General features: G+C 61.7%; 24 protein-coding genes. 19 read left to right on the plus strand and 5 right to left on the minus strand.

All coding sequences use genetic code 11. From position 1 onward, the window contains the following. Window positions 1–192: 192 nt before the first annotated feature. The 14 genes from ABD112_RS14165 (at window position 193) to ABD112_RS14230 (ending at window position 18,202) form a co-directional block, all read left to right on the plus strand. Window positions 193–4,983, plus strand: a complete 4,791-nt coding sequence (locus ABD112_RS14165; protein ID WP_343926820.1) for an ATP-dependent helicase — start codon at window positions 193–195, stop codon at window positions 4,981–4,983. Continuing rightward, on the plus strand, window positions 4,976–5,806 hold the full coding sequence (locus ABD112_RS14170; RefSeq protein ID WP_343926821.1) for a DNA-formamidopyrimidine glycosylase family protein: 831 nt from the start codon (window positions 4,976–4,978) through the stop codon (window positions 5,804–5,806). Before ABD112_RS14165 ends, ABD112_RS14170 begins: the two co-directional genes overlap by 8 nt. Before the next feature lie 193 nt (window positions 5,807–5,999). After that, a complete protein-coding gene (locus ABD112_RS14175; RefSeq protein ID WP_343926822.1) occupies window positions 6,000–7,202 on the plus strand; it encodes a DNA cytosine methyltransferase in 1,203 nt (400 codons plus the stop codon). Window positions 7,203–7,321: 119 nt separating this feature from the next. Further along, window positions 7,322–8,023 carry an FRG domain-containing protein gene (locus ABD112_RS14180; RefSeq protein ID WP_343926879.1) on the plus strand — a complete coding sequence of 234 codons (702 nt, stop codon included), beginning with the start codon at window positions 7,322–7,324 and terminating at the stop codon, window positions 8,021–8,023. Between the two features lie 16 nt (window positions 8,024–8,039). After that, complete coding sequence (locus tag ABD112_RS14185) at window positions 8,040–9,188, plus strand: DUF262 domain-containing protein (RefSeq protein ID WP_343926823.1); 1,149 nt, start codon at window positions 8,040–8,042, stop codon at window positions 9,186–9,188. A gap of 24 nt (window positions 9,189–9,212) precedes the next feature. Next, window positions 9,213–9,950, plus strand: a complete 738-nt coding sequence (locus tag ABD112_RS14190; protein ID WP_343926824.1) for a GIY-YIG nuclease family protein — start codon at window positions 9,213–9,215, stop codon at window positions 9,948–9,950. Window positions 9,951–10,214: 264 nt separating this feature from the next. Next, window positions 10,215–12,464, plus strand: coding sequence for a RecQ family ATP-dependent DNA helicase (locus ABD112_RS14195; RefSeq protein ID WP_343926825.1), 2,250 nt, complete (start codon window positions 10,215–10,217; stop codon window positions 12,462–12,464). A gap of 178 nt (window positions 12,465–12,642) precedes the next feature. Further along, on the plus strand, window positions 12,643–13,509 hold the full coding sequence (locus tag ABD112_RS14200; RefSeq protein ID WP_343926826.1) for a type IV toxin-antitoxin system AbiEi family antitoxin domain-containing protein: 867 nt from the start codon (window positions 12,643–12,645) through the stop codon (window positions 13,507–13,509). Then, a complete protein-coding gene (locus ABD112_RS14205; RefSeq protein WP_343926827.1) occupies window positions 13,499–13,720 on the plus strand; it encodes a hypothetical protein in 222 nt (73 codons plus the stop codon). Before ABD112_RS14200 ends, ABD112_RS14205 begins: the two co-directional genes overlap by 11 nt. 13 nt (window positions 13,721–13,733) lie before the next feature. Continuing rightward, entirely contained in the window at window positions 13,734–14,246 is a 513-nt protein-coding gene (locus ABD112_RS14210) for a nucleotidyl transferase AbiEii/AbiGii toxin family protein (RefSeq protein ID WP_343926828.1), read from the plus strand. Window positions 14,247–14,518: 272 nt separating this feature from the next. Then, complete coding sequence (locus ABD112_RS14215) at window positions 14,519–15,250, plus strand: hypothetical protein (protein WP_343926829.1); 732 nt, start codon at window positions 14,519–14,521, stop codon at window positions 15,248–15,250. 102 nt (window positions 15,251–15,352) lie between these two features. After that, entirely contained in the window at window positions 15,353–15,634 is a 282-nt protein-coding gene (locus ABD112_RS14220; RefSeq protein WP_343926830.1) for a metal-sensitive transcriptional regulator, read from the plus strand. Between the two features lie 10 nt (window positions 15,635–15,644). Then, entirely contained in the window at window positions 15,645–15,869 is a 225-nt protein-coding gene (locus ABD112_RS14225; protein ID WP_343926831.1) for a heavy-metal-associated domain-containing protein, read from the plus strand. Beyond that, a complete protein-coding gene (locus tag ABD112_RS14230; RefSeq protein WP_343926832.1) occupies window positions 15,869–18,202 on the plus strand; it encodes a heavy metal translocating P-type ATPase in 2,334 nt (777 codons plus the stop codon). Before ABD112_RS14225 ends, ABD112_RS14230 begins: the two co-directional genes overlap by 1 nt. On the opposite strand, the gene ABD112_RS14235 is transcribed toward ABD112_RS14230, so the two are convergent. The 4 genes from ABD112_RS14235 to ABD112_RS14250 all read right to left on the minus strand — a co-directional run bounded on the left by ABD112_RS14235 (window position 18,171) and on the right by ABD112_RS14250 (window position 22,178). Then, window positions 18,171–19,223 (minus strand): YihY/virulence factor BrkB family protein, encoded by a 1,053-nt coding sequence (locus tag ABD112_RS14235; RefSeq protein ID WP_343926833.1) that lies wholly within the window; start codon window positions 19,221–19,223, stop codon window positions 18,171–18,173. The genes ABD112_RS14230 and ABD112_RS14235 overlap by 32 nt on opposite strands. A 66-nt stretch (window positions 19,224–19,289) precedes the next feature. Then, window positions 19,290–20,459 carry an acyl-CoA dehydrogenase family protein gene (locus ABD112_RS14240; RefSeq protein ID WP_343926834.1) on the minus strand — a complete coding sequence of 390 codons (1,170 nt, stop codon included), beginning with the start codon at window positions 20,457–20,459 and terminating at the stop codon, window positions 19,290–19,292. Further along, window positions 20,456–21,652, minus strand: coding sequence for a CaiB/BaiF CoA transferase family protein (locus tag ABD112_RS14245; protein WP_425563848.1), 1,197 nt, complete (start codon window positions 21,650–21,652; stop codon window positions 20,456–20,458). The genes ABD112_RS14240 and ABD112_RS14245 overlap by 4 nt, the downstream gene beginning before the upstream one ends. A 16-nt stretch (window positions 21,653–21,668) precedes the next feature. Further along, complete coding sequence (locus ABD112_RS14250; RefSeq protein WP_343926835.1) at window positions 21,669–22,178, minus strand: DUF6328 family protein; 510 nt, start codon at window positions 22,176–22,178, stop codon at window positions 21,669–21,671. Between the two features lie 102 nt (window positions 22,179–22,280). Here ABD112_RS14250 and ABD112_RS14255 point away from each other — a divergent pair, with 102 nt between their 5' ends. The 5 genes from ABD112_RS14255 to ABD112_RS14275 all read left to right on the plus strand — a co-directional run bounded on the left by ABD112_RS14255 (window position 22,281) and on the right by ABD112_RS14275 (window position 25,714). Further along, the gene (locus ABD112_RS14255) at window positions 22,281–23,066 is read left to right on the plus strand and encodes a VOC family protein (RefSeq protein ID WP_343926836.1); all 786 of its coding nucleotides are present in this window, start codon (window positions 22,281–22,283) and stop codon (window positions 23,064–23,066) included. A 125-nt stretch (window positions 23,067–23,191) separates the two neighbouring features. Next, window positions 23,192–23,827 (plus strand): molybdenum cofactor guanylyltransferase, encoded by a 636-nt coding sequence (gene mobA / locus ABD112_RS14260; protein ID WP_343926837.1) that lies wholly within the window; start codon window positions 23,192–23,194, stop codon window positions 23,825–23,827. Next, window positions 23,824–24,150: a DUF6457 domain-containing protein gene (locus ABD112_RS14265; protein ID WP_343926838.1), complete on the plus strand. Its 327-nt coding sequence runs from the start codon at window positions 23,824–23,826 to the stop codon at window positions 24,148–24,150. Before mobA ends, ABD112_RS14265 begins: the two co-directional genes overlap by 4 nt. Next, window positions 24,147–25,286, plus strand: a complete 1,140-nt coding sequence (locus ABD112_RS14270) for a ThiF family adenylyltransferase (protein ID WP_425563849.1) — start codon at window positions 24,147–24,149, stop codon at window positions 25,284–25,286. Before ABD112_RS14265 ends, ABD112_RS14270 begins: the two co-directional genes overlap by 4 nt. A 2-nt stretch (window positions 25,287–25,288) precedes the next feature. Continuing rightward, window positions 25,289–25,714 (plus strand): molybdenum cofactor biosynthesis protein MoaE, encoded by a 426-nt coding sequence (locus tag ABD112_RS14275; protein ID WP_343926840.1) that lies wholly within the window; start codon window positions 25,289–25,291, stop codon window positions 25,712–25,714. Between the two features lie 10 nt (window positions 25,715–25,724). Here ABD112_RS14275 and ABD112_RS14280 read toward each other — a convergent pair whose 3' ends face one another. Then, a complete protein-coding gene (locus ABD112_RS14280) occupies window positions 25,725–25,970 on the minus strand; it encodes a MoaD/ThiS family protein (RefSeq protein WP_343926841.1) in 246 nt (81 codons plus the stop codon).

Consider the following 25,970-nt stretch of genomic DNA (forward strand, 5'->3'; position numbering starts at 1 on the left):
ACCGAAAAAGAGAACTGGGAGGCGATAACGTGAAATACAGAGGTCAAAAACGGCCCTCACGACTCGCCGGGCCTCCCAAAAACCCCTAAATCAGCAGCGTCCTAGCCCGGTGTCGCATGGGCCGGGTGCACGTCGAGCGACACTTCCGCGCACACGTAGTGCACTGTCAGCGGTTGCAACGAAGATAGAACAATGAGCGATGTGCTCGGCAAGTTCTCGCCCGCCACCCGAGAGTGGTTTGAGGGCGCGTTCGATGCTGCCACCCCGGCCCAGCTGGGCGCGTGGGATGCGGTGTCGTCAGGGGCACACGCGCTCGTTGTCGCGCCGACCGGTTCGGGCAAGACCCTTGCGGCGTTCTTGTGGGCGATTGACCAGCTGGCGTCGCTGCCGATCCCTGAGAATCCGAAGCACCGCACGCGCGTGCTCTACATCTCTCCGCTGAAGGCTCTCGGCGTCGATGTTGAGCGCAACCTTCGCGCGCCCCTCGTGGGCGTTACCCAGACCGCTCGGCGGCTGGGGCTCAGCCAGACTGACATCACCGTGGGGGTGCGCTCGGGTGACACCACCACGCAAGACCGCCGGCTGCTCGCTCGCACCCCTCCCGACATCCTGATCACGACGCCGGAGTCGCTGTATTTGATGTTGACGTCGGCAGCCCGTGAGACTCTCAAGAACGTCGACACCGTCATCATCGACGAAGTGCACGCGGTCGCCGCCACCAAGCGTGGTGCCCACCTTGCGCTGTCGTTGGAGCGGTTGGATGCCCTGCTCGCGAAACCCGTGCAGCGCATCGGACTCTCGGCGACCGTGCGCCCGATTGAAGAGGTTGCTCGCTTTCTTGGCGGGCGCTCGCCTGTGACGATCGTGCACCCTCCCTCGGCGAAGACGTTCGAGCTGAGCGTGGTTGTTCCGGTTCCCGATATGACGATTCCGGGGACTGTAGCGGCGGCTCGCGGGCAGGCAAGTGGGGGCTCTGGTGCTGGCTCTGGCGGCGACGCTGAGGCAACTCCCGAATCTGCCGCTTCGTTGTGGCCGCACGTAGAGGAGCGCATCGTCGACGCGATTCTCGAACACCGGTCGACCATCGTCTTTGCGAATTCCCGACGTCTTGCCGAACGGCTGACCGCCCGCCTCAATGAGATTTATGACGAGCGGATGAGCGACGGCAGCATCGACGGCGTCGACGGTGCCGAGGCGATGGCCCGCAGCCAAGCGAGCGCGGATGCCACGGCCTACGCCGCACCGCAACAATCGTGGAAGCCACCAGCGCAGATGATGGCGCAGGGCGGGTCCACGATGGGAGCCGCGCCCCTGCTGGCCCGCGCGCATCACGGTTCGGTCAGCAAAGACCAGCGCGCGATCATCGAAGATGATCTCAAGACTGGCGTGCTGCGCTGTGTTGTTGCGACGAGCTCGCTGGAGCTCGGTATCGACATGGGCGCGGTCGACCTCGTCATTCAGGTTGAGTCGCCACCGTCGGTTGCGAGTGGGCTTCAGCGGATTGGGCGAGCCGGACACCAGGTGGGGGAAATCTCCAAAGGGATGCTGTTCCCGAAGCATCGCACCGACCTCATCCATACCTCTGTTGCTGTTGAACGGATGCGCAGCGGGCAGATTGAGGCACTCGCTGTGCCAACAAACCCGCTCGATGTTCTGGCACAACAGACCGTGGCCGCCGTTGCTCTCGACGAGATCGACATCGAGGACTGGTTCGATACTGTGCGTCGCAGCGCGCCTTTCTCCAGCCTTCCACGCAGCGCGTTCGACGCCACCCTCGACCTGCTGAGCGGGCTCTACCCAGGCGACGAGTTCTCTGAGCTACGACCCCGCGTCGGGTGGGATCGGGTCGCCGGAACCCTCAGCGGCCGGCCCGGCTCCCAGCGTCTCGCCGTAACCTCGGGCGGCACCATCCCCGACCGCGGACTCTTCGGCGTCTTCATGATCGGCGGTGAAGCGGGAGCCCCCGGCCGTCGCGTCGGCGAACTCGACGAAGAGATGGTCTACGAATCCCGCGTCGGTGACATCTTCGCGCTCGGCACCACCAGTTGGCGCATTGAAGACATCACCCACGATCAAGTGCTGGTCTCCCCCGCCTTCGGCCAACCCGGCCGCGTACCATTCTGGAAGGGCGATGGCCTCGGCCGCCCGGCAGAACTGGGGGAAGCGATTGGTGCCTTCACCAAGGAAATCGCTACAGCATCCGTGGCGGTGGCGACGGCGCGAGCCCAATCGATCGGGCTCGACGAGCATGCGGTCGGCAACCTGCTTGCTCTCGTCACCGAGCAAAAGGCGGCGACCGGGCACGTGCCAAGTGACACGACGCTCGTCGTTGAGCGGTTTCGCGATGAGCTCGGTGACTGGCGCGTAGTACTACATTCCCCTTACGGCATGCCCGTTCACGCACCCTGGGCTTTGGCGATCACCGCCCGTATTCGCGAACAGTTGGGGGTGGATGGCGCTGCCATGGCCGGAGACGATGGCATCGTCGTGCGCATCCCTGACACCGATGCCGCCCCGCCCGGTGCCGACCTCTTTGTGTTCGACGCTGACGAGCTCGAGCAGATCGTCACTGAAGAAGTGGGCAGCTCGGCGCTGTTTGCGGCACGGTTCCGGGAGTGCGCCGCCCGCGCGCTGTTGCTTCCTCGGCGTGACCCCGGCAAGCGGTCGCCGCTGTGGCAACAACGCCAGCGTGCCTCCCAGTTGTTGGATGTTGCCCGCAAGTATCCGAGTTTTCCGATCGTGCTTGAGACTGTGCGCGAAGTGCTGCAAGACGTGTACGACCTGCCCGCGCTCACAGCGCTGACGAAGCGGATCGCGAGCCGCAGCATCCGCGTCATGGAGACCGAGACCGAGGTGCCGTCGCCGTTCGCGCGCAGTCTGCTCTTCGGCTACATGGCCGCTTTCGTATACGAGGGCGATTCACCGCTTGCCGAACGTCGGGCTGCAGCGCTTTCGCTCGACCCGGCGCTGCTCGCTGAGCTGTTGGGCCGGGCGGAGCTGCGCGAACTGCTCGACCCCGGTGTCATCGAGCAGACCGAGAATGAAGTGCAGCGGCTCGTGCCCGAACGCCATGCGCGGGATGCGGAGGGGCTCGTCGATCTGCTGCGCGTGCTTGGGCCGCAGTCCGTCATCGAAATCGAGGCGCGATCGCTGGTTACGGGCGCGGCACTCGCGACCGATCTCACCGGGTTGGCCAAAGCCAACCGTGTGCTCGAGGTGACTATCGCGGGCGAACGTCGCTGGGCCGTCATCGAGGATGCCGCCCGCCTGCGCGATGCCCTCGGGGTGCCGTTGCCCATCGGGGTGCCCGCCGCGTTTATCGAACCGGTCGACGATCCCGTCGGCGACCTCGTGAGTCGCTACGCCCGCACCCACGGACCTTTCACACTGGCGGATGCCGCCGCCCGCTTCGGTCTCGGAACAGCCGTCGTGCAGGACACCCTGCGTCGCCTCGCGGCCGATCGTCGCGTCGTGGATGGAGAGTTTCGCCCCGGCGCGAGCGGCACCGAGTGGTGCTCCGTGGATGTGCTGCGACGACTGCGGAGTCGCTCGCTCGCGGCACTCCGCCAAGAAGTCGAGCCCGTCTCGCACGCGACCCTTGGTCGGTTCCTGCCCGCGTGGCAACATGTGTCTGCTGCCGGTGACTCGCTGCGCGGGATCGACGGCCTAGCGCAAGTGATCGACCAACTTGCTGGTTACTCGGCGCCGGCATCCGCGTGGGAAGACTTCATTCTGAGCGCGCGCATTCGCGACTATTCGCCCGCCTGGCTTGATGAGCTCACGACCTCGGGCGAGGTGGTGTGGGCCGGGCACGGTGCACTGGCCGGCAACGACGGTTGGATCAGTCTGCATCCCGCGGCGACAGCGGCGCTGACCCTGCCCGAGCCTGACCGCGATGGGCTGAGCGAACTGCAGCAGAGCATTCTCGATTCGCTCGCGGGTGGTGGCGCATTCTTCTTCCGGCAGCTTTCGAACCAGGTCGGCAGTACCGACGACAAGGGCCTGCTTAAGGAACTGTGGGATTTGGTGTGGCGTTCGCTCATCACCAACGACAGCTTTTCCCCGCTTCGCTCACACCTCGGCGGCACCGTGCGAGCTACGCGGGCACCGCGACCGGCGCGCGCACGTGCCTACCGCGGACGCGTCTCGACCGTGGCTCAGGCTGGTCCTCCGAGCGCATCCGGACGCTGGGCTCTGCTCGAAACTGCCGAGGGCGACACGACCGTTCGCGCCAAGTCGACCGCCGAGTTGATGCTCGAACGGCACGCGGTCGTTACTCGCGGCGCTGTTGTGAGCGAGGGCATCCGTGGTGGCTTCGCCCTGACGTACCGGGTGCTGAGCGGCTTCGAAGAAACCGGCCGGGCACGCCGCGGCTACTTCATCGACGGGCTCGGTGCTGCACAGTTCGCGACCGGCGCGACCGTTGACCGCCTGCGTGGTTTCACCCGGGATCCGGATGCCGCCCCAGAACTTCGAGCGATCACTCTCGCCGCAACCGACCCCGCCAACCCGTATGGCGCAGCGCTTGGGTGGCCCGGGATTGGCGGCTCGGATGCTGGGGCAGAAGCTGGCGGGGCTGGTGCTGGTGCGTCCGATGCGGGTTCGGCAACGTGGGGCACTGCCACGGATGACTCCGCTGCGGCATCGTCTGCATCTGCCGGGGCTGCGACAGCCGCAAAGTCTGCCGCGGATGCTCCCAAGAAGCATCGCCCCGGCCGCAAAGCGGGCGCCATTGTGGTGCTCGTTGATGGCCACCTCGCCCTCTACTTGGAGCGCGGCGGCAAGTCCCTGCTGGCCTTCGATCTCGAACCTGCCGTGGTGGATGCCGCGACGCGTTCGCTCACGAGCACCCTGCGCGGGACCCTCCCCAAGTTGCGCATCGAGAAAGTGAATGGCGACTTCGCCGTCGGAACTCCCGTGGGCAAGGCTCTCGTGGAGGCCGGATTCGTGCCGACACCGCAGGGGTTGAGGCTTCGTGCCTGAGGGTGATTCCGTCTACAAGGCGGCCGCAAAACTGAGGGTAGCGCTCGAAGGACAGACGCTCACTCGCACCGACTTTCGCGTGCCCGCATTCGCGACCCTCGACCTCAGCGGCCAGACCGTCACGAGTGTCGTGCCGCGCGGCAAGCACCTGCTGATTCGGGTTGGCGCGGATCCCGGCGTCACGGCTTCGTTATCAGCAGCGGGCGAGCCCAGCCCTGGCCTCACTATCCACAGCCACCTCAAGATGGAGGGTGTCTGGCAGATTTATGGTGCCGGAGAGCGGTGGCGCAAGCCGTCTTACCTGGCACGCGGGGTGCTGAGCACGGCATCGAAAGTGGCGGTAGGTTTTGAACTCGGGCTGCTTGAGGTGGTGCCCACGGCATCCGAAGACAGCATTGTGGGGCACTTCGGGCCTGACCTTTTGGGGCCTGATTGGGATGCCGAACTAGCGTTGGCGAATCTGCTTTCGGACCCTGCACGCCCCGTCGCGCTCGCTCTGCTCGACCAGCGGAATCTGGCGGGCCTCGGCAATGTGTTTGCGAACGAGTTGAGCTTTCTGCGCGGCTTTCGCCCCCACACCCCCATCGGTGAGATCGCGGACCCGAAACGCCTCGTCGCGCTCGGCTACAAGGCGATCATGGTGAACAAGGATCGCCCGATCCGCAATCTGACGGGCTTGCCGCGAGGCAAGCCCCGCTATTGGGTGCACGGGCGGCGCGGGGAAGCGTGCCTGCGCTGCGGCACCCGCATCGAGTCGGATCAGCTCGGCACCGGCCCTACCGATACGCGCTACATGTGGTGGTGCCCGAGCTGCCAGAAGTGACGCGTCGCTCCCCAATCTGCCGGCTGCTGCAACGGCACGTTGATTCGACAGGTCCAGCTGCTTAACCTTCCACGAAGGAAACGACCGAATGGCAGCCGGGTCAAATGCATCTTTTGCCCTGCACTGTGTTGCACTTTTCGGCCTGGGGAATGTTGCGGGCAGATTGTCGGTGGTCTACGAATAGGATCGTAAAATGCGATCAGTTGAGTTATTTGGGGGTGCCGGTGGGCTGGCTCTTGGCGCTGGACTGGCGGGATTTGAGCCGTCAATCTTCGTAGAGTGGGATAAGTGGGCTTGCGACACTGTGCGCCAGAACGCAGATTCCGGTTTCGATCTAGTGAAGAACTGGAATGTGTATGAAGGGGACGTGCGGGCGGTCGATTGGCAATCGTTTGCAGGGGAAGTGGACCTGGTCACAGGCGGGCCGCCATGTCAGCCTTTTAGCATGGGAGGAAATTCCCGCGCAGCAGACGATTCTCGGGACATGTTTCCAGCGGCTGTCGAAGTTGTCCGCGCAATCCAGCCGCGAGCTTTCATCCTTGAGAATGTCCGAGGACTGACGCGGTCAGCTTTTGCTAACTACTACCAACTGATCCTTCTGCGCCTACAGTACCCGGAGCTAATTTCTCACCCGGGAGAGCTCTGGCTCGACCACCTAGCGAGGCTCCAGGCCGAAGCCACATCTTCAAACAACCACCTTCTCCAGTACAACGTGCTGCCGACTCTCGTAAACGCGGCGGACTATGGCGTGCCTCAACAGAGGCACCGAGTGTTCATCGTTGGTTTTCGCTCAGACGTCGACGCGCACTGGTCATTCCCCGCGCCAACTCATAGCCTCGATGCGCTGCTCCTGTCCCAGTGGTTTACCGGCGAATATTGGGATCGACACAAAATAGTAGAGAGTGCCAGGCCAGAGAAGCCAAAAGGAATTGAGACCCGGATAGAAAGGATTCGTCGCTCCGATTCAAGCGGAACAATGCAACCGTGGAGAACTGTTCGCGATGCTTTAGAGGGGCTCTCTGAACCAAAACTCGATGGATCCGGGCCGTTCCTAAACCACTTCCTTCAACTCGGCGCAAGGTCATATCCGGGGCACACCGGAAGCCCGCTCGACATGCCTGCTAAGACACTAAAGGCGGGAGCGCATGGAGTGCCGGGCGGTGAAAATATGATGCGAAATGTTGACGGCAGCGTGAGATATTTTTCGATTCGCGAGAGCGCACGGCTTCAAACATTTCCTGACACCTATGAGCTTCATGGCTCTTGGTCTGAAGCGATGCGGCAATTAGGCAATGCCGTTCCTGTAGATCTCGCGCGCATCACGGCATCCAGCGTCTCGAGCGCGCTCGAAGCATCAAAATCTATGCAAGCGCCGAGGCTTCGCCTCGCAAGTTGACCGTATTGCGGAGTCAAAGTTCCAACCCGCTAGGCTGCTCTTGTCCTACGGATCAAAGGAGAATCTGAGATGTTACTCGGATGGAGTCACGATTGAGCACTATATCGTCGGTCGCACAGATGCTCGAGAGACTGAAAGAAATCCAGGCCTCAGGCAATCGCTGGTATCGAGGACAGATTGATTCCGCATGGGGCCTCGAACCCTCCGTAAAACGACATCGAGGTTGGATTGACGGAGAGCGTGACATGCTCAAGCGATTTCGGCAATCGGCCTCTTACCGTTCGGCGAGACTCCCAATTGATGACTGGGAGTGGCTCTGTCTTGCCCAACACCATGGCGTTCCGACACGACTGCTTGACTGGTCTGAGAACCCTCTTCTAGCTTTATTCTTCGCTGTGGAACACGACCAGAACCAAGACAAGGCGGATTGCGCAGGCGAATTTTACTCGCTACAACCAAGCGAGCTCAACAGAGCACAGTTTGGCGCAGGCGTCGATCTCCTCCTCCTCGGCAGTGAAGGGACCCGAATTGACCGATACCTTCCTAGCGAGGAATTTACGCAGATGGGCGGCCCGATCGCCGTATTGGCGCCTCAATCCTTCGATCGACTCGTTGCTCAGAGCGGCGTGTTCACTATTTCCCATCCGCTCGATTCTGCAGATATGCAGGTGAGTTGTTCTGCCCAGTTGGAGTCGTGGACGATTCCAGTTGAATTCAAGCAGGGCATTCGGGAAGAGCTCGAGCTCCTCGGCATACATGCAGCATCGGTATACCCGGATTTGGAGCACATCGGCGCACGCATCAAGAACAGCTATGTCTAGCAGGGATGAAATAGTCATGACAGAACTCGAAATAAACAAACTCCGTAACAGCACGGTTTCGTACTTATATGCAATACGGGATGAAATCGACATGAGCCCGTCGTACCAGCGACAGGGTGCTGTGTGGTCCCTGAGCAAACAGCAGCTGCTAATCGACTCCCTTCTAAACGAGTTTGATATCCCGAAGCTATATTTCCATCTCTTTCCGACACCGCGCGTCGGTTCGAACGGGAAAAAGATGCGATATGCGTTGGTCGACGGCCGCCAGAGGCTAGAGGCGATATTTCGGTTCATGGAAAACAAGTTCGCGCTGGACAAAGATTTTGTTTACCTGGCTGACGAGAGCTTGAACATCGGCGGATTAACGTTCAAAGAAATTATGGAACTGCACCCAGGCATGTTGAGCCGGCTCCAGTCAACGACGCTAGATGTGGTGTCGATCAGAACGGACGACCTCGAACTCATAGAGGAGCTGTTTTCTCGCCTCAACGAAGCGGTTCCGCTAAACGCCGCAGAAAAACGCAACGCTTTTGGAGGGCCGTGCCCTCCAGCAGTGAGGACTCTGGTGATGAATGATTTTTTCACGAGCCGCCTGCCTTTCAGCAATCAGCGGTATCGCCATTTGGATCTTGCCGCGAAGTTCTTGTACTGGGAGGAATCCCTGAGCCAAAGACGCATCGTAGAACCCGTCCGAGATGCGAAGAAGTTTCGGCTAGATACATTTTTTAAGGAGATGAAGGAAGAACGCGACGGTGCGGCACAAGTCCTCGGCTTCACGGATAGCTGTTTACAACGCCAAACGAGCCTTGCAGAGATATTTATAGAGAATGACCCGCTTCTTGCAAGCACTGGCATGGTTTCTTTGTACTATTTGCTCCACCAAATGCGCACGAACAAAGGTCGCCCGTTCCCCTCAAGAAGTCATTTGCGCGAGTTCGACGAAGACCGGCGCGCGGACATTGATCCGAACGATACCGAGGTGACGCTCGGGGAATATGAGTTGTTAGAGTTCAACCGGCTTTCGCAAAGTCCCAACGACGGCAGTGCACTGACGTACAGACTTGGAGTCTTGGACGCGTATCTCCGAGCGCTCGAAAGCGGAACTAATCCGATTGTGGCCTTGGGGCAGTGGTCGCGAGAGAATCAAGGAAAAAATGCCAAATAGCGAACTCCCGAGGCAGATTATTTCATGCCAGGCGTAGCCGATTTTAAGCTGAGCATTACTAAAGCCTTAGGGGACCAACTCGCTGAAGCTTTCATAGCGCTAGATGCAATCCCGTTCACTAGAGCACATTTGACCGACGCAGTCGCTGACAGAGGTGGCGTTTACCAAATCTACTTGGACGGCTCATTGGTCTACATCGGGAAAGCCGATCGCCAACTACAGAAAAGGCTCCTCAACCACCTGACGAAATTTGAGGGTCGACTGAACATATCGTTAGAAGCATTGGCGTTTACGGCGATCTATGTTGATGAGGACATGTCTGCGGTCGCACCTGAGACACTCCTCATCAAAAAACATCGAGCCACGGGCGAAGCCATGTGGAATTTCAATGGATTCGGCAACAAAGATCCAGGACGAGAACGCGATACGTCCTCCATAACCGCAGATCACTTCGATCGCCTGTATCCAATAAATCTTCAATATGAGGTTCCGATGAGCCCAGGGCGGTTGCACTTAGACGATTACTTAGTCCAGTTGAAGCGTGCGTTGCCATTTAATTTTAGGTATCAAAGCACCGGTAAACCTGCATCTTCATCGAAAGCGTCCCCATTGCTGGTGGATGTCCCGGCCGGCCTAACCGCAACTCGAGCGTTCGAGATAGCCGCGTCCGCGCTTCCAGACTGGCAGCTCACAGCACTGCCTGGTTACGCAATTTTTTACAAGGAGACGCGTGAATACGCTCATGCCATACGCGTGTACTAACTATTGAACGTCATCACGGCGCCAATGCCTGGTGGTCTTAGGAGCGCTGCGGGTCTCTAGGAACTAGCATCCTAGGCACCTAAACGTTTGCTGTTACCCAGTGTTAGGCGCGCTCTACCATCTGTACATCTACCTCTCGGCGCTCGTTCTACGGCTGGCTGGAATTGCGATGTACAGGAGAGATTCGTGGAGGAGGGGTTCATCTAGAATCTCCAGGAGCAAAAGAAGGACACGAAAGTCAGCACCCCCTGCCACACTAGCCACGTGACAGATACCCGCACTGAGGCCCTGACCGTTCTTCGCACTCTTGTCGGCAATGAGACTGCCGATTTTCATGAGGGGCAGTTTGAGGCGATCGAGACGCTCGTCGATGGGCGCCGCCGTGCGCTCGTGGTGCAGCGCACCGGGTGGGGAAAGTCCGCCGTCTACTTCGTTTCCACGCTGCTGATGCGCCGCCGAGGTGCGGGCCCGACCGTGCTCGTGTCGCCACTGCTTGCGCTGATGCGTGACCAGATAGCCGCAGCATCCCGCGCCGGAGTTCGCGCCGTCGCCATCAACTCCACCAACCCGCACGAATGGGCTGAGGTTCAGCAGCAGCTCGCCAACGACGAAGTTGATGTGCTGCTCGTCTCCCCCGAACGCCTCAACAACCCCAGCTTTCGCGACAACCAACTGCCCGCACTGATCAACCGCATCGGGATGCTCGTCGTCGACGAAGCGCACTGCATCAGCGACTGGGGCCACGACTTTCGGCCCGACTACCGCCGCCTGCGCGAACTCATCACCACCATGCCCGCCGGAGTCCCCGTGCTGGCAACCACCGCCACAGCCAACTCCCGCGTCGTTGCCGATGTGGCGGCGCAACTTGAAGGCAGCGCGGAAGCTGGCGCCGCAGAACACGGCGACACGAACGGCGCAGGTAGCGACGCCGGCAACAGGAACAGCAACGGCGGCACCGAAGTCGTCACCATCCGCGGACCACTCGCCCGGGCATCCCTCCGCCTCGGAGTGCTGCGGATGCCCGACGCCCGCGCCCGCCTCGGCTGGCTGCTGAGCCACCTCGCCGAACTGCCCGGCAGCGGCATCATCTACACGCTCACCGTCTCCGCCGCCGAAGACACCGCGCGGCTGCTGCGCGACTCCGGGCTCGACGTGCGCGCCTACACCGGCAAAACCGACCCCCAAGAGCGCGAAGAATCCGAACAGGCGCTCAAAGACAACACCGTCAAAGCACTCGTCGCCACCAGCGCCCTCGGCATGGGCTTCGACAAACCCGACCTCGGCTTCGTCGTGCACCTGGGCGCACCATCCTCCCCCGTCGCCTACTACCAACAGGTCGGCCGCGCGGGGCGCGCGACAGACAACGCCGACGTACTACTTATGCCCGGACCCGAAGACGAAGAGATCTGGAAATACTTCGCCACCTCATCCATGCCCGACCAAGACCGCGCCGAACTCGTCATCGCCGAACTCACCGCCGCCGCAGCATCCGGAAACGGCACACTCTCCACCCCAGCGCTCGAAGCACGCGTCAACCTGCGCCGCACCCCACTCGAACTGCTCCTCAAAGTGCTCGACGTCGACGGTGCCGTCGCCCGTGTGCAAGGCGGCTGGGTCGCCACCGGACAGTCCTGGGTATACGACGCCGAACGCTACGCCGGAGTCACCGCCGCCCGCCGAGCCGAACAACAACACATGCTCGACTACGAACGCCTCCCCGAAGGCCCAGCCGGCTGCCGCATGGAGTTCCTCCAACGCGCCCTCGACGACGACACCGCCACCCCCTGCGGACGCTGCGACAACTGCGCCGGCACCTGGTTCCCCACCGACATAGCCGCGGATGCCACCACCCGCGCCACCGCAACCCTCGACCGTGTAGGCGTGCCCATCGAACCCCGCGCCCAATGGCCCACCGGCGCCGACCGCCTCGGACTTCCCGTGCGCGGCCGCATCGCCCCCGACGAACGCGCCACCGAAGGACGCGCCCTCGCCCGCCTCACCGACCTCGGCTGGGGCGGAACACTACGCACCCTCTTCGCCGCCGGCGCGACAGATGCACCCGCCTCCCCTGCACTCATCGCCGCCTGCGTCCGCGTGCTCGCCGACTGGAACTGGGATGACCGGCCCCAAGCCGTGGTCTCGATGCCGTCCCGCAGCCGCCCCCAACTCATCGCCTCCATCGCCGAAGGCCTCGCCGCCGCCGGCAAACTGCCCTACCTCGGCCAACTCTCGCTCACCGGCGCTGGCCCCACCGGCGAGCCCGGCGGCAACAGTGCCTACCGGCTCGCCAGCGTGTGGGGGCAATTCGAATGGGCCGGCGGAACCAGCGGAAGCGACCCGGCAGCGAGCGATGCCGCAGCGAGTGACCCCAAACGCAGCGCGCTCCCCAACGGCCCCGTGCTCCTCGTCGACGACCTCGTCGACTCCCGCTGGACCCTTGCCATCGCCGCGAAAGCACTCCGCGAAGCGGGGGTGGATGCCGTGCTCCCGTTCGCACTTGCCTTGCGCGGGTAGCTCTGACGTCGCGCGTCGTGCGACCAATCGACTCGACAACTACGTCATGAGCATCCATGCGCCATCATCAGGCAGCGTGCCCCTCGGACGGCAGGGCACGGTTGGGTTCTGTCCATCTGGACGCAGAAAGCATCCACCTGTACTTGAAAAGTATCTATTTGAACGTTACTATTCAAGCATGAACACGTCCGAGGCTCTTCGCGCACTGGCGGAGATATCCTCAGGCCAGTGGGGAATGGCCACAACGTCGCAGGCACGCTCGATACAAGTAAGTCGAGTACAGATCGCGCGGCTCGCAGAGAGCGGACATCTCGAACGCCTCGCCCATGGCGTCTACAGAGACGCCGGGAGTCCACCGCACGAATTCGACGACATCCGAGCTGCTTGGCTCAGCCTCGATCCAGATCGAATGGCTGACGACCGCATCCGGGACGGAGTAGACGGAATAGTCATGAGCGGAAATACGGCGGCGGCCCTGCACGGAATTGGAGATCTCCTCCCCACCCCCTACGTTTTCACTTCAGCAGCCCGTCGGCAGTCGCAGCGCCCCGACATCCGCTTCAAACGAAGACTCCTCGTAGCCGACCAGATCACTCTGGTAGCCGGAATCCCGACCACGGGAATTGAGCGAACGATCGCGGATCTAGTGCAGGACAAAGAAGACCTGAGCCTTGTCGGGGATCTCGTGGGTGACGCGCTCCGTTCCAGAACCGTTCAACTGGATTATCTTGCAGCTCTACTGGGCCCCCTCGCCTCACGAAATGGGTTTACCAAAGACGACGGACTCGCGCTGATGAGGAAACTTCTCGAGCTGGGTCACGTCGACGTTGCGACCCAAATCCAGCGGGTGCTTTCAAACCCCGCGTGGCGCTCAGCGACCTCCCCCGCCGATGCAGCAGAACGATCCGGAACACTCGCAAAACCGATCGAAGCGCTGCGCACCGCCCGATCCGACGACGACATACGATCCGTGCAAGCGCTCGTGAAAGATGTCAACTCGCTGCAGAGCCTCGCGACGCAGAGCCAGGAACCCAATGCAGACTGAAGACGCTCCGTATTCCAACGCACGCGCCGTTCAGGCAGCAATCAAAAGTGCCGCACAGCGCGACGAGAGAGCCAAGTCAGTCGGGGTCGGCGATCTGATCCGACAAGCGACATTTGACCGATTCCTGTGCAGAGTGTTTTCCGTTCAGCCGCCCAAGTTCGTGCTCAAGGGCGGCACAGGCATGCTCGCTCGGCTGCCGCCTGACCTTTGACGTCTACGTTGGCGTGACGAAGCAGAGCACCCTGTCAATAGACGTTGCAGCAGGCTACAAGCCCACAGGAGAGCTCGAAACGTTGAGTCCGGCCAATCGGTCGCCGCTTGCCCGTCTGCGCACTTTCGACTACGTGCTGTACCCGCTGGTGGACCAAGTGGCGGACAAACTATGCGCAACCCACTCGAGATACGGGGAGAGTAAATCTCCCTCGTCGCGCGTCAAGGACTTGATTGATCTCCTTACTATTTCGTTGACGGAATCGCTCGATGCTCAACGCCTGTGGATTGCAGTAGCAACTGAATCCAAACGTCGCGAACTCGACCAAATAGCGGCATTCGTCATCCCTCCGGACTGGTCGAGTCGATATCTGGTGCTCGCTCGACCTCTCGGGCTCTTGGAGAACTTTCCCAACGCGTCGGTCGCCGAGGAACGCGTCCAAGCCATGCTGAACCCGATATTGGGAGGATCTGTTAAGAGCGGCTGGTGGAATCCGGCCGCTGGGAGCTGGATCAAGTCAAAGTGAGCTCATCTTTGCAACCTGTCGTTGGCGTGCGGAGCGCAATCTGCGTGTCTAGTGCAGCCAACACGACGCCGAGGTCGTTATCGAACAAGTCGGAAAACACGTCGAGTGTCACCGCAGCTGACGCATCTCGTGCAGCGGGCGGCCCTACTGACCGATCATCTCGGCGGCCTCGTCGAGTAGCACTCCCAAAAACTCCTGCTGAGAGCCCAGCAAAAAGCTAGTCTGGTACCTAAAGCAACGATGCCGTTGCCGTGCGATCGGAGGTCGCCACCGTGTCAGATTTCTCCACCAAGCCCTACAGCTTCGCCCTCGGAGCACTCCTCTCAGTACTCGCGATACCCCTCGCCATTGCCGCCGCAGTGATCGTCGGCCAACTGGGATTGGGGATTGCGACCGTAGTCGGGGCGATTGGAATGTTTGCGGCATTTCAACTCTTCGCCCTCGGGTCACGCCACACGGTAACGCGCGCCCGCGACTTCCTGTTCGCCCTCATCGTCGGTGCCATCGCCACAGTTCTCGGAGCCCTCTCAGGGCTGCTCTCTGACGCGTACAGTGCCTTTGTTTCCAGCGGCGGCACCACCGGCATCATCGAGAGCATCTTCGCCGGACGAATCGAGCTGCCATTTCCCAGTCGCCCAGAAGAAGTAGTTGTCCCCCTCACCATCACCGCTGTCCTCGCCGTCCTTGCGGTCGTCATGAACGCAGCCAAGGCCCTTGCCGCACACCGCGACGCTATCGTCGCCAAAGCTAACGCCGTCGCAACATCAGCGACCAACCGCTTAGAGACTTCGCGAAACGCACTGTCGTCATCCGCCAGCACTTCAGCGAATGCCGCCAACCAATTCGCCAACCACGTAATGACCATCAATGCCTCGTCCCCGGGTATTCTGCTCAACGGCAAACCACTCAACGAAGAGCAGCCGAAAAAGCATCTCTGGTCGTCGTTGACTGAACTCCGTCACAAAGTAGTCAAAGCTTGGTCAGGTCTCCGAACTAGACAGTAGCCACCCACCCGGCGCGCAGTGCTCACTAGCGCAGTTGACTTTCGGCTCGTTCAGGCGTGTAATAGAGATACCCCTCGGGGGTATCTATGCTGAAGGAGAATCATGGTCGGCTACGACGACAACAAGGAGCAGCTGCTCAAGCGGTTGCGTCGCGCTGAAGGTCAGGTTCGCGGCATCCACCGCATGGTTGAAGAAGACACCTACTGCATCGATGTGCTCACTCAGGTGTCTGCAGCAACGAAAGCGCTCGAAACTGTTGCTCTTGCCCTGCTCGACGACCACCTCAACCATTGCGTTGCCGAAGCCAGCCGTGAAGGCGGCGCCGTCGCCGACGAAAAAATTCGCGAAGCGAGTGCCGCCATCGCGCGACTCGTACGTTCCTAAGGAGAAAATAATGACTCACACTGCCGACTACCTGGTCGAAGGCATGACCTGTGGCCACTGCGTAAGCAGCGTCACCGAAGAACTCACTGAAGTGGATGGCGTCACCGAGGTCTCTGTTGAACTCGCCTCGGGTCTCCCCTCCACCGTTTCGGTCACGTCCGAGACTCCCCTCGACGATGCGACTGTTGGCGCCGCAATCGAGGAGGCCGGCTACACGCTCGTAAAGAGCCTCTAATGACAGCCGAGCCCCTTGCATCGGGCAACGTCAACCTCACGGATGTCGAACTCGACATCACCGGGATGACCTGCTCGTCGTGCGCGAACCGCATCGAGCGCAAGCTCAACAAGCTCCCCGGCGTCGAAGCTACGGTGAACTACGCCACCGAGAAAGCCCGCGTTCGAGCACCCGAGGGTGCCGACATCGAGCAATTCTTAGAAGCAGTGAAGGCTGCCGGTTATAGCGCTGTCATCCCGACCCCGATCATCGAGTCGCCAGACTCTGACGCACCCGCTACCGGCGACGATCGGGCACAACTGCTGCTGCGCCGCCTGCTGATCTCGACTGCGCTGACCGTTCCTGTCGTTCTCATGTCGATGATCCCTGCGCTGCAGTTCACGAACTGGCAGTGGCTGACGCTCACCCTCGCGGCCCCCGTGGCAGTGTGGGGTGCGTGGCCGTTCCACCGTGCCGCCGCAATCAACGCCCGACACGGTGCCGCAACGATGGACACCCTCATTAGTTTGGGTGTGCTGGCGGCGTTCGGCTGGTCGCTCTATGCGCTCTTCTTCGGTGAAGCCGGCAAACCGGGCCTCACCATGACCATGACCTTCTTTGGAACGCCGCACGGTGGCTCGAGCGAAATCTACCTTGAGGTCGCCGCAGCGGTGACCGTGTTCATCCTCCTCGGCAAATACATTGAGGCCCGTGCCAGCCGCGAGTCTGGTGCTGCCCTGCGTGCCCTGCTCGAACTCGGCGCCAAGGATGCGATCGTGCTGCGCGGCAGCATCGAAGAGCGCATCGCGGTGTCATCGCTCATCGTCGGAGACCGCGTCGTGGTACGACCCGGCGAGAAAATCGCCAGCGACGGCCTCGTCATCGAAGGCAACTCGGCTGTCGACGAAAGCATGCTCACCGGCGAATCAGTCCCCGTCGAAGTCGGCCCAGACAGCCGCGTCACCGGCGCCACCCTCAACGTTGGTGGGCGACTCGTCGTCGAAATCACCCGCATCGGCAGCGACACCGAACTGGCACGCCTCGGTCGCCTCGTCGAAGATGCCCAAACGGGCAAAGCCGACATCCAGCGCCTCGCCGACCGCGTTTCGGCAATCTTTGTTCCCGTCGTGCTCGTGCTCGCCGTAGTTGCCTTCGTCGGGTGGATGATCGCCGGCGGGCCCATCGAGCTAGCCTTCACCTCTGCCGTCACCACGCTCGTCATCGCGTGCCCCTGTGCTCTCGGACTCGCAACGCCCACCGCCCTCCTCGTCGGAACCGGTCGCGGATCGCAGCTTGGCATCCTCATCAGCGGACCCCAAGTGCTCGAACAAACCCGCGCCGTCGACACCATCGTGCTCGACAAGACCGGAACCGTCACCACCGGCGAAATGCGCTTGAGCGCCATCGAGGTACTTGAGGGCGAGAACGACGAGCTCGTGCTGGCATGGGCCGCTGCCGTTGAGGCTGGCTCAGAGCATCCGGTCGGCCGCGCGGTTGTTGCCGCAGCAGCCCAGCGCGGTATCGAACTGCCCGCCATGAGCGATTTTGCCGCCCACGCCGGCAGCGGAGTGGAAGCCACTATTGACGAAACCGTCGTGCTTGTCGGCCGCGCCTCTTGGCTCACCACCGAACAGAACCAGACGGTGTCGGATGCCGCCCTCGCTCTAGTCGAGAAAGCTGAAGGCGCCGGATCCACCGCGATGGTTATCGCGTGGGACGGTCAGGCGCGAGGCGTTCTGGTCGTCGGCGACACCGTCAAGGCAACCAGCGCGGATGCGATAGCCGAGTTCATCCGACTCGGCCTGCGCCCCGTGCTCCTCACTGGCGACAACGCTGGGGCCGCGGCATCCGTAGCCTCCGTCGTCGGAATCACCGATGTGCACGCCGGCATCACACCGCAGGGAAAGCTCGACGTCATCCGCCAGCTGCAGGCCGACGGCCGCGTTGTTGCGATGGTCGGCGATGGCGTAAACGATTCTGCTGCTCTCGCCGCAGCCGACCTCGGTATCGCTATGGGCGGCGGAACGGATGCCGCAATCGCCGCCAGCGACATCACCGTTGTCAGCGGCGACCTGCTCGTCGTAGCCGACGCGGTTCGGCTAGCCAAGCGCACCCTCGGCATCATTCGGGGCAACCTGTTTTGGGCTTTCGCCTACAACGTGGCCGCGCTGCCCATCGCAATGCTTGGCCTACTGAACCCGCTCATCGCGGGTGCCGCAATGGCGTTCTCCTCCGTGTTCGTCGTGATGAACAGCCTGCGGCTTCGCCGGTTCAAGGGCAGTGCGCGCACGGCTGCCACTGCTCTAACTAACGTCGCTCCCGCTAGCGCTGCTCGCGCTCGCGCTCGCGAATAGCCATCGCATCAGCTTCGTCCGCTGCTTGACGCCTTGCGAGAATCAGGTTGCGTGCGGTGTCGCGCAGGGGCAGCTGCACGGTTTGCTCGGCGGGGACCCCGGCTAGCAACTGGCGAAGGCGCGTGACTTCGGCATCCACTTCAACGCCAGCAACGAGTGCCAGATTGCTGATGTAGAGCCAAATGAGGAGGGCGAGTGCGCCTCCAAGCCAGCCATACACGCGGTCGTAGTTCGCGATGGTAGAGACGTAGAAGCCGAACGCTGCGGTGGCAAGACCCCACGCGACAATCGCGAACACGGCACCGGTGCCGACCCACCGCATCCGTTCATGGCGAACGTTGGGGGTGTAGTAGTAGAGCACCGCAATGATCATGGTGAGGATGGCGGCGAGCACCGGCCAGCGGCCGTAGGACCAGATCGCGATCCAGGGCTCGCCGATGCGGAGCTCTTCGCCGATGGCAGTAGCCACGTTTTTGGTGGTGAGCAGGAGGGTCACGACGGCGGTGAAGGCGATGAGGAGGAAGGCGGAGAGGATGAGCATGAGTCCGCGGAACTTCACCAGGCGGCGGCCTTCTTGCACTTCGTACACACTGTTTGTTGCACGCCCGAAGGCGGTGGCATAGCTAGACATCGACCAGATGCTGAGGGCGATTCCGATCGCGAGAGCCAGCCCGGGGCTGTCGATGGAGAACAGTTGAGTCAGCGGTTCTGTGATCAGTTCAACGGTGCTGGGCCGCAAAATTTCTTCCGCGAGATCGAGCACGGTGTCGGCGGCTTGTTCCTTGCCCTGAGCGAGAGCGAATGCTGACACCACGGTCAGCGCAGCCGGCAGGATCGTGAGGGCGGCAAAGAATGCGAGAGTCGCTGCGGAATCGATGCCCCGGTGGAGCATAAAGCCATGCCACGCGCGCCGAATAGCGTAGCGCCATTCACGTCGCGGTTCGATGGGGTTGCTCACTTGCTCGGAGTCGGATGCTCGGCGAACCTGCGCTTCGCTCGAAACCACACCGTCAGCTGCCATACCAATATCGTAAGCCGGTGGTCCACACGAAAGTGACGATTAGAGCTCAGCCTGCACGCGCGCCTGCTACCGAAACGCGCCTTGCTCGGTGAGCGCGCGGCCGAGCACCAACGTATGGATCTCGTCGGTGCCTTCGTAGGTGCGCACTGACTCCAAGTTGTTCATGTGCCGCATCACCGAGAAGTCGCCCGTGATTCCGTCGCCCGCAAGAATGCTGCGTGCTGTCGACGCAATACGGATTGCTTCGCGAACGTTGTTGAGCTTGCCAACACTGATCTGTTCCGGGGTGAGTGCTTGTGCATCCTTCAGCTTCGCCAAGTGCAGCGAGAGAAGCATGCCTTTCTCGTACTCTACGAAGGAGTCGGCAAGTTTCAGTTGCGTGAGTTGCATCGCACCGATCGGCTTACCAAAGGCCAACCTCGTCTTCGAACGTTCGATGGCCACGTCGAGGCAATCTCGTGCCGCTCCCATCACACCCCAGACGATGCCGTACCGAGCGTCATTCAAGCAACGGAACGGGGCCGACAGCCCACGCGCCTCGGGCAGCACTGCCGAGGCGGGGAGGCGAAGGTTGTCGAAGAACAGATCACACTGGATGGATGCCCGCAGCGAGTGCTTGCTCTCAATATTCTCGGCGCGGAATCCGGGTGTGTCAGTCGGCACCACAAAGCCGCGCACACCGTCGTCGGTCTGGGCCCAAATGATGGCAACATCGGCAACGGAGCCGAGTCCGATCCAGCGCTTGGAACCGTTGAGCACCCAGTCGTCGCCTGATCGTGTGGCCCGCGTCAGCATCCCGGCGGGGTCGCTACCCCCTGTTGGCTCGGTGAGGCCGAAGCATCCGATCGAGGCTCCGGCCGCCAGTGACGGCAGCCACCGCTCCTTCTGCTCGTCTGAGCCGAAGTAGGCCAGCGCACTCATCGCCAACGAACCCTGCACCGAGACGAAGGTTCGCCACGCGGTGTCGGCAGCCTCAAGCTCATAGCAAACGAGGCCGTAGCTGGTCGCGTTGGCGCCGGCCGTTCCGTATCCGGTGAGGTGCATGCCGAGCATGCCCAGGGCGCCGAGCTCGGCCACGAATTCACGCCGGAAGAGGGCGTCTTCGAAGTCCTTCTCGATCGTCGGGCTCACCCGCTGCGAGGCAAAGGTTCGAGCCTTCGCCTGCCAGCCGCGCTCCTCTTCGGTGAGCAACGCGTCTAGGCCAAGCAGGGTCTCGGAAACTGAGTTCGAGGTCATTGTGTCCCTTCGGTGGGCAGCCAGTCGGCGCCCTGGTGTTGCCCAATGTCCGGCGGTACCAGGCGGTACTGCGCGGGAGTGCGCGACAAGGTGATCGGGTTGCTGATCTGCCTACTGGTGCGACCGGAGCCCGTCATTTCCGTTACTGATGCGAGGCCGAGACTGGTGGCGAATTCGATTGCCTGACCGACATCGTTGACCGGACCAGCGGGAATGCCTGAGGCCGTCATGGCCTCGACCCAGTGCGCGACCACGTCGGCGGTCAAGCGCTCATCCAGAATGGTTCGCAATTGGCCGCGGTTCGCCACCCGGTATTCATTGCGTGCAAAGCGCGGATCTGCGGCGAGTTCGGACAGACCGAGGATCTCGGCGAGTCTGGCGAACTGGCCGTCGTTTCCGACCGCGATCACGAAGGGGCCATCCTGGGCGGTGAACGTTTCGTAAGGGGAAATACTCGGGTGAGCGTTGCCCATCCGCTGGGGCGAGACCCCGGTATTTAGCGCCGCCGACGCTTGATTGACTAAAGAGGAGAGCAACGTCGAAAGCAGGTTCACCTCGACACGTTGACCAAGGCCCGTGCGGTCGCGCACCCGCAGCGCGGCCTGAATCCCGACCACCGCATTCTGCCCGGTGAGCACGTCGACCAACGCGACGCCCACCTTGGTGGGTTCAGCATCCGGGTCGCCGGTAACACTCATCAAACCGCCGACTGCCTGCACCAGCAGATCGTAACCAGGAAGGTGCGCGCCATCACCCGCGCCGAAGCCTGTCACCGAACAGTAGACGAGTGACGGATTCTCGGCTGTAAGTTCGTCGAAGCCCAACCCGAACCGCTCCATTGTTCCGGGGCGGAAGTTCTCGATCACCACGTCGGCGCCGAGGGCAAGCCGGCGTGCTTCAGCCGCGCCTTCCGGCTGCCGTAAATCACAGACGATCGACCGTTTGTTGCGGTTGACGCTCTCGAAGTATGTGCCGCGGCCCGAAGCATCGACCGGCGGTGTCCACGAGCGGGTGTCATCACCCGTCGGCGACTCGATCTTGATCACGTCAGCGCCGAGGTCGGCGAGCATCATTGACGCGTACGGTCCGGCCAGCACCCGGGAGAAATCGGCGACTCGAATGCCCGCTAGTGGAGCAGCGAGTTCTGGGTCGACTTTGTCGCTACCGCCAGAAGGGTGATTCTCTTGTGTCACCGCTTTCGCCGCTCTCTCATGTGTTGTGCGCGTGGGTCAAGTATTTTTTTGCCAGCGCTGGCATCACGAGCCAGAGCACAATTGCCAGACTAGCGGCGAGCACCCCCGCGGCGACCCCGGCTGGCCGCCCCGCGACGACGTCAAAGATAAGCATCGCGGTGCCAGCGAGTGTGAGCGAGACAACCACCAAGGTGACTTTAAGCAGCCGGTCGGATGCCGTCACGAGTTGCGGTTTTGCCTTGCGCGCAAAGAGTGCCCGGTGCAGGCTGACGGGCGTGAGCGCGAGGGCTGTGGCGAGCACTGCGGCGGCCACAAGAGCAAGGTAGATCGTGACCTGATACTGGTCGAGTTCGGTGAACCGGGTTTGAAATGCGAGGGTCAGCAAAAATCCGGTGAGAATCTGGGTGCCGGTCTGGATTACGCGCAGTTCTTGCAAAATTTCGGTCCAGTTGCGGTCACTGCGTTCCGTTGCCGTCTCGTCTCTCCCGTCGCGGTGGGAGGCCGTTGCCGACTCGTTTGTGCTCATCTCCATATCGTAAACAGATTCTCATCGATGTTGGGGTTTAGGTTTAGGCTCGTTGCATTGGCCGCCGCACGCCGCAACGACATGGGGTCGAGGAGGAACACCATGAGCTCGATTACTCCCTGTCTGTGGTTCGACAATGATGCCGAAGAGGCCGTAGCTTTTTATACCGCCGCGTTCCCCGGTGTCGTCGTGCACGACACCAACTACTACCCCACCGAGGGGCTGGCGGAGTTTCAGCAGAACCGCGCCGGCAAAGTATTGACGATCGACTTCGAGATTGTGGGCCAACGTTTAATGGCGCTGAATGCTGGCGACAATTTCACGTTCAACGAGTCCAGCTCATTCATGGTCAATTTCGACCCGTCTATTGATCCGGATGCCCGACACAAGCTTGATGCGCTGTGGGAGACGCTCATCGACGGCGGCACCGCACTGATACCTCTCGATGAATACGCTTTCAGCGCGCGCTATGGCTGGGTGCGGGATCGGTTTGGGCTGAACTGGCAACTCATCTTCACCGACCCAGTCGGCGAGCGGCGCCCGATGATCATCCCGGCGCTGATGTTTGGTGGACCGGTTCAGAATCGGGCTCGCGAGGCCGCCGAGTACTACGCGACCACGTTCGAAGATTCGCACCTAGCAACTGATACTCGCTACACGGAGCAGACAGGTCCTGCGATGCCAGGGTCGGTCATGTTTTCCGATTTCCGGCTGAGAGATCAGTGGTTTGTGGCGATGGATGCCGGCGGCGTTCAGAACGTCACCTTCACGGAGGCCGTCTCGTTCGTGGTGCCGTGTTCCGGCCAGTCGGAGATCGACCGTTTCTGGGCTGCGTTGTCTGCGGTTCCCGATGCCGAGCAGTGCGGCTGGTGCAAAGACAAGTTCTAGGGCGCGCCGGTGGCGGCTGGTCGCCGGCTAGATCCTCTCAACAGACTGCCGCAGAATCTTCCAACCTGCCGAACTCCACGCTGCTGGACGATATCGTATTCCGGTCTGTCACTTAGAGTGGCAGAATGCTGATCGATGCAGCGGTACTCGCCGGAGGTCGCTCCTCCCGACTGGGGTCCGCTGCCAAGGCATCGCTTCAGGTGAATGGTCACAGCCTTCTTGAGCATGCCGTAGCTGCAGCATCACGCGTGTCTCGCACGTGCGTCGTCGTGGGTCCCATCGACCCCGGTCTTCTCAGTGCAACAGTGCTGATCACTCGGGAAGATCCGCCATTCTCTGGCCCCGCTGCTGCTCTTGCGGCAGGCGTTCGTCAGCTCTCGGCCCGCCGCACGAGCAAGAGCACGAGCGACGCAATCCTGGTCCTCGCCTGTGACATGCCTGGGATCGCCGCCCAAATACCGCTACTTGCCACTGCCCTCGCCGCTGCACCAGCTGACGCGGATGGCGCGATCTCGGTCGACGTATTTGGCCAGCGGCAGCCTCTCGCCTGCCTGTACCGCACCAGCGCACTGGTTGATGCGATCTCGAGGTTTGCTGACTCCGACCTGATCGGGCTCTCGATGAGAGAGCTGATCGAGCCGCTTACTCTGATTCCTGTTGCAGCAGTGCTCGGAGCGACCGATGATGTTGATACGTGGGAGGATGCGGCCCGCCTTGGCGCGACCGATTCGGCTACAGAGATGAAAGAAGACGCAGAATGAACTCGGAAGAACACCAACGCCTCAGCGACTGGGCCGTGAACCTCAGCGGCGACTTAGAAATTGCCAGTGACGAGTTTCACGCCGCGATGAATATTGACGGAATTTTGGACTTGGCCGGGGTTGCCGCCCACACGATACTCAGACCAGCGGCCCCTGTCACGACGTTTCTGGTCGGCTATGCTGCCGGTTTGGCAGTGGCGGCCGGAACAGCTCCATCGGCGGCTATCCGAAATGCCGAGGCCACCTCGAGAGCCGCCCTCGCGGCCGAGGGCGACTCAAACCAGCCCCGGGCTACGCGGCGGCCAGGCACGGCAGAACAATGACAGCCGTGCTCAGCCGAGAACAATTGGTTCGTTACTCGCGTCAGCTCGCTAATCCCCATTTCGGTGAGACCGCGCAACATCGACTCTCACAGTCGAGAGTGCTCGTGGTGGGTGCTGGTGGGCTCGGGAGCGCCACAATTCCGGCACTGGCCGCGATGGGAATCGGCACGATTGGTGTAATCGACACTGACGTGGTGGAACTGTCGAACCTGCACCGCCAGCTCGCCCATGGCATCGCCGATATCGGACGCAGCAAACTTGACTCAATTGCCGAAACAGTGGCACGAATCGACCCCGAGATTGAAGTCCACCGTCACAGTGTTCATCTTGACTCGAGTAATGCGCTCGAATTGTTTAGAGGTTACGAACTGGTGCTCGACGGAAGCGACAACTTCGCCACTCGCTACCTGGTCAATGATGCGGCAGCAATCACGGGAATCCCTTTGGTCTGGGGAGCGATTCTCGGCTATGGAGGCCAAGCCGGGGTGGCGTGGGCAGGTCACGGCCCCACCTATCGCGACCTATTTCCCGTTCCCCCGGCCCCCGGCACCGTACTGTCGTGCGCTGAAGGAGGGGTTCTGCCGACAGTGTGTGCCACTATCGGCGCGATCATGTGCTCGGAGACGGTGAAAATTCTTACCGGTATTGGCGAACCTCTGATTGGCCGGGTGACAACTTACGACGCTCTCTCCGGACGATTCCGGGAAATCGAGTACGCAGCAAACGAAGAGGTGAACCCTATCACCGAGCTGGTCGACTATGAGGTCTTCTGCGGCGTGCAGAAAGACCCCAACACCACGCTAACCACGGGCGCCCCAAGCGACACGATTGACTCCGACGAGCTCGCGTCGCTCCTTCGCGCAGGCGAACCCCTTCAGGTGATTGATGTTCGGGAGCCGTTTGAACGCGCCATCGTCACAATCGAACCGTCCGAACTGTTCCCTCTGGGAGAGCTGGGACGCCACCTCGAAGCTATCCGCACAGACGTCCCTGTCGTGGTGTACTGCCACCACGGCGTGCGAAGCGAGCGTGCCTTGCGCCTGCTTCAGGGCGCCGGGTTCACCAATGTCCGCCATCTAGTGGGCGGCATCGACGAATACGCACACGTCATTGATCCGGCACAGGCGAGGTATTGAACGTGAACGCTAATGGGCTCGTAAGCCTCGCAATAATTACGGATGCTGTGATCGACGAGTCCGCGATCCGACGCGCTGTGGAGTCCCCCGCTTCCGGCGCGGTTGTTGTGTTCTCGGGTGTCGTGCGCAATCACGACGGCGGTGAAAGTGTGCGGTCACTCGAGTATCAAGCGCACCCCGAAGCACAGAACATTTTCGCAGAATGCTGCGCGTCAGTGGCGGCCGAGACTGGGCTCGCGGTCGCGGCGGTACACCGCGTTGGGCATCTCGAGATCGGTGACGTTGCGCTGTCTGCCGCCGTGTCAGCGGCGCATCGCCGTGAGGCTTTCGACGCGTGCGAACTGCTTGTCGAACGCATCAAGTTGACGGTGCCTATCTGGAAACGCCAGAAACGTGAAGACGGAACCACCGAGTGGGTAGGACTCTAAAAGAAACGGTCTAGCCGCCGGCGAAGGGTGGCAGTACGTCGACGCGCGAACCGACCGCCCCCGCTGGGTCGCGGCGCACAACACCGTCGATGAGGAAGGAGCCAGACTCTACGACGCGCTGCATCAGTTCGCCATAGCGGTCGACGAGCATGGCCTTCACGGTGCCCAGGGTGGCACCATCCTCGAGGTCAAAGTGTTCTTCGTCGCGGCCAGCAGCCTCGGCAGCCGCCGCGAAGTAGCGCACATGCAGGGTCAT

The organism is Rhodoglobus aureus (assembly GCF_039527955.1).
In the GTDB taxonomy this organism is placed as follows: Bacteria; Actinomycetota; Actinomycetes; order Actinomycetales; family Microbacteriaceae; genus Rhodoglobus; species Rhodoglobus aureus.

Excerpts from the sequence above, each read along its gene's own strand:
- ABD112_RS14165 (WP_343926820.1), top strand. The coding sequence starts at position 193 with ATGAGCGATGTGCTCGGCAAGTTCTCGCCCGCCACCCGAGAGTGGTTT.
- ABD112_RS14175 (WP_343926822.1), top strand. The coding sequence starts at position 6,000 with ATGCGATCAGTTGAGTTATTTGGGGGTGCCGGTGGGCTGGCTCTTGGC.
- ABD112_RS14180 (WP_343926879.1), top strand. The coding sequence starts at position 7,322 with ATGCTCGAGAGACTGAAAGAAATCCAGGCCTCAGGCAATCGCTGGTAT.
- ABD112_RS14185 (WP_343926823.1), top strand. The coding sequence starts at position 8,040 with ATGACAGAACTCGAAATAAACAAACTCCGTAACAGCACGGTTTCGTAC.
- ABD112_RS14190 (WP_343926824.1), top strand. The coding sequence starts at position 9,213 with ATGCCAGGCGTAGCCGATTTTAAGCTGAGCATTACTAAAGCCTTAGGG.
- ABD112_RS14200 (WP_343926826.1), top strand. The coding sequence starts at position 12,643 with ATGAACACGTCCGAGGCTCTTCGCGCACTGGCGGAGATATCCTCAGGC.
- ABD112_RS14205 (WP_343926827.1), top strand. The coding sequence starts at position 13,499 with ATGCAGACTGAAGACGCTCCGTATTCCAACGCACGCGCCGTTCAGGCA.
- ABD112_RS14220 (WP_343926830.1), top strand. The coding sequence starts at position 15,353 with ATGGTCGGCTACGACGACAACAAGGAGCAGCTGCTCAAGCGGTTGCGT.
- ABD112_RS14225 (WP_343926831.1), top strand. The coding sequence starts at position 15,645 with ATGACTCACACTGCCGACTACCTGGTCGAAGGCATGACCTGTGGCCAC.
- ABD112_RS14230 (WP_343926832.1), top strand. The coding sequence starts at position 15,869 with ATGACAGCCGAGCCCCTTGCATCGGGCAACGTCAACCTCACGGATGTC.
- ABD112_RS14235 (WP_343926833.1), bottom strand. The coding sequence starts at position 19,223 with ATGGCAGCTGACGGTGTGGTTTCGAGCGAAGCGCAGGTTCGCCGAGCA.
- ABD112_RS14240 (WP_343926834.1), bottom strand. The coding sequence starts at position 20,459 with ATGACCTCGAACTCAGTTTCCGAGACCCTGCTTGGCCTAGACGCGTTG.
- ABD112_RS14250 (WP_343926835.1), bottom strand. The coding sequence starts at position 22,178 with ATGAGCACAAACGAGTCGGCAACGGCCTCCCACCGCGACGGGAGAGAC.
- ABD112_RS14255 (WP_343926836.1), top strand. The coding sequence starts at position 22,281 with ATGAGCTCGATTACTCCCTGTCTGTGGTTCGACAATGATGCCGAAGAG.
- mobA (WP_343926837.1), top strand. The coding sequence starts at position 23,192 with ATGCTGATCGATGCAGCGGTACTCGCCGGAGGTCGCTCCTCCCGACTG.
- ABD112_RS14265 (WP_343926838.1), top strand. The coding sequence starts at position 23,824 with ATGAACTCGGAAGAACACCAACGCCTCAGCGACTGGGCCGTGAACCTC.
- ABD112_RS14270 (WP_425563849.1), top strand. The coding sequence starts at position 24,147 with ATGACAGCCGTGCTCAGCCGAGAACAATTGGTTCGTTACTCGCGTCAG.
- ABD112_RS14280 (WP_343926841.1), bottom strand. The coding sequence starts at position 25,970 with ATGACCCTGCATGTGCGCTACTTCGCGGCGGCTGCCGAGGCTGCTGGC.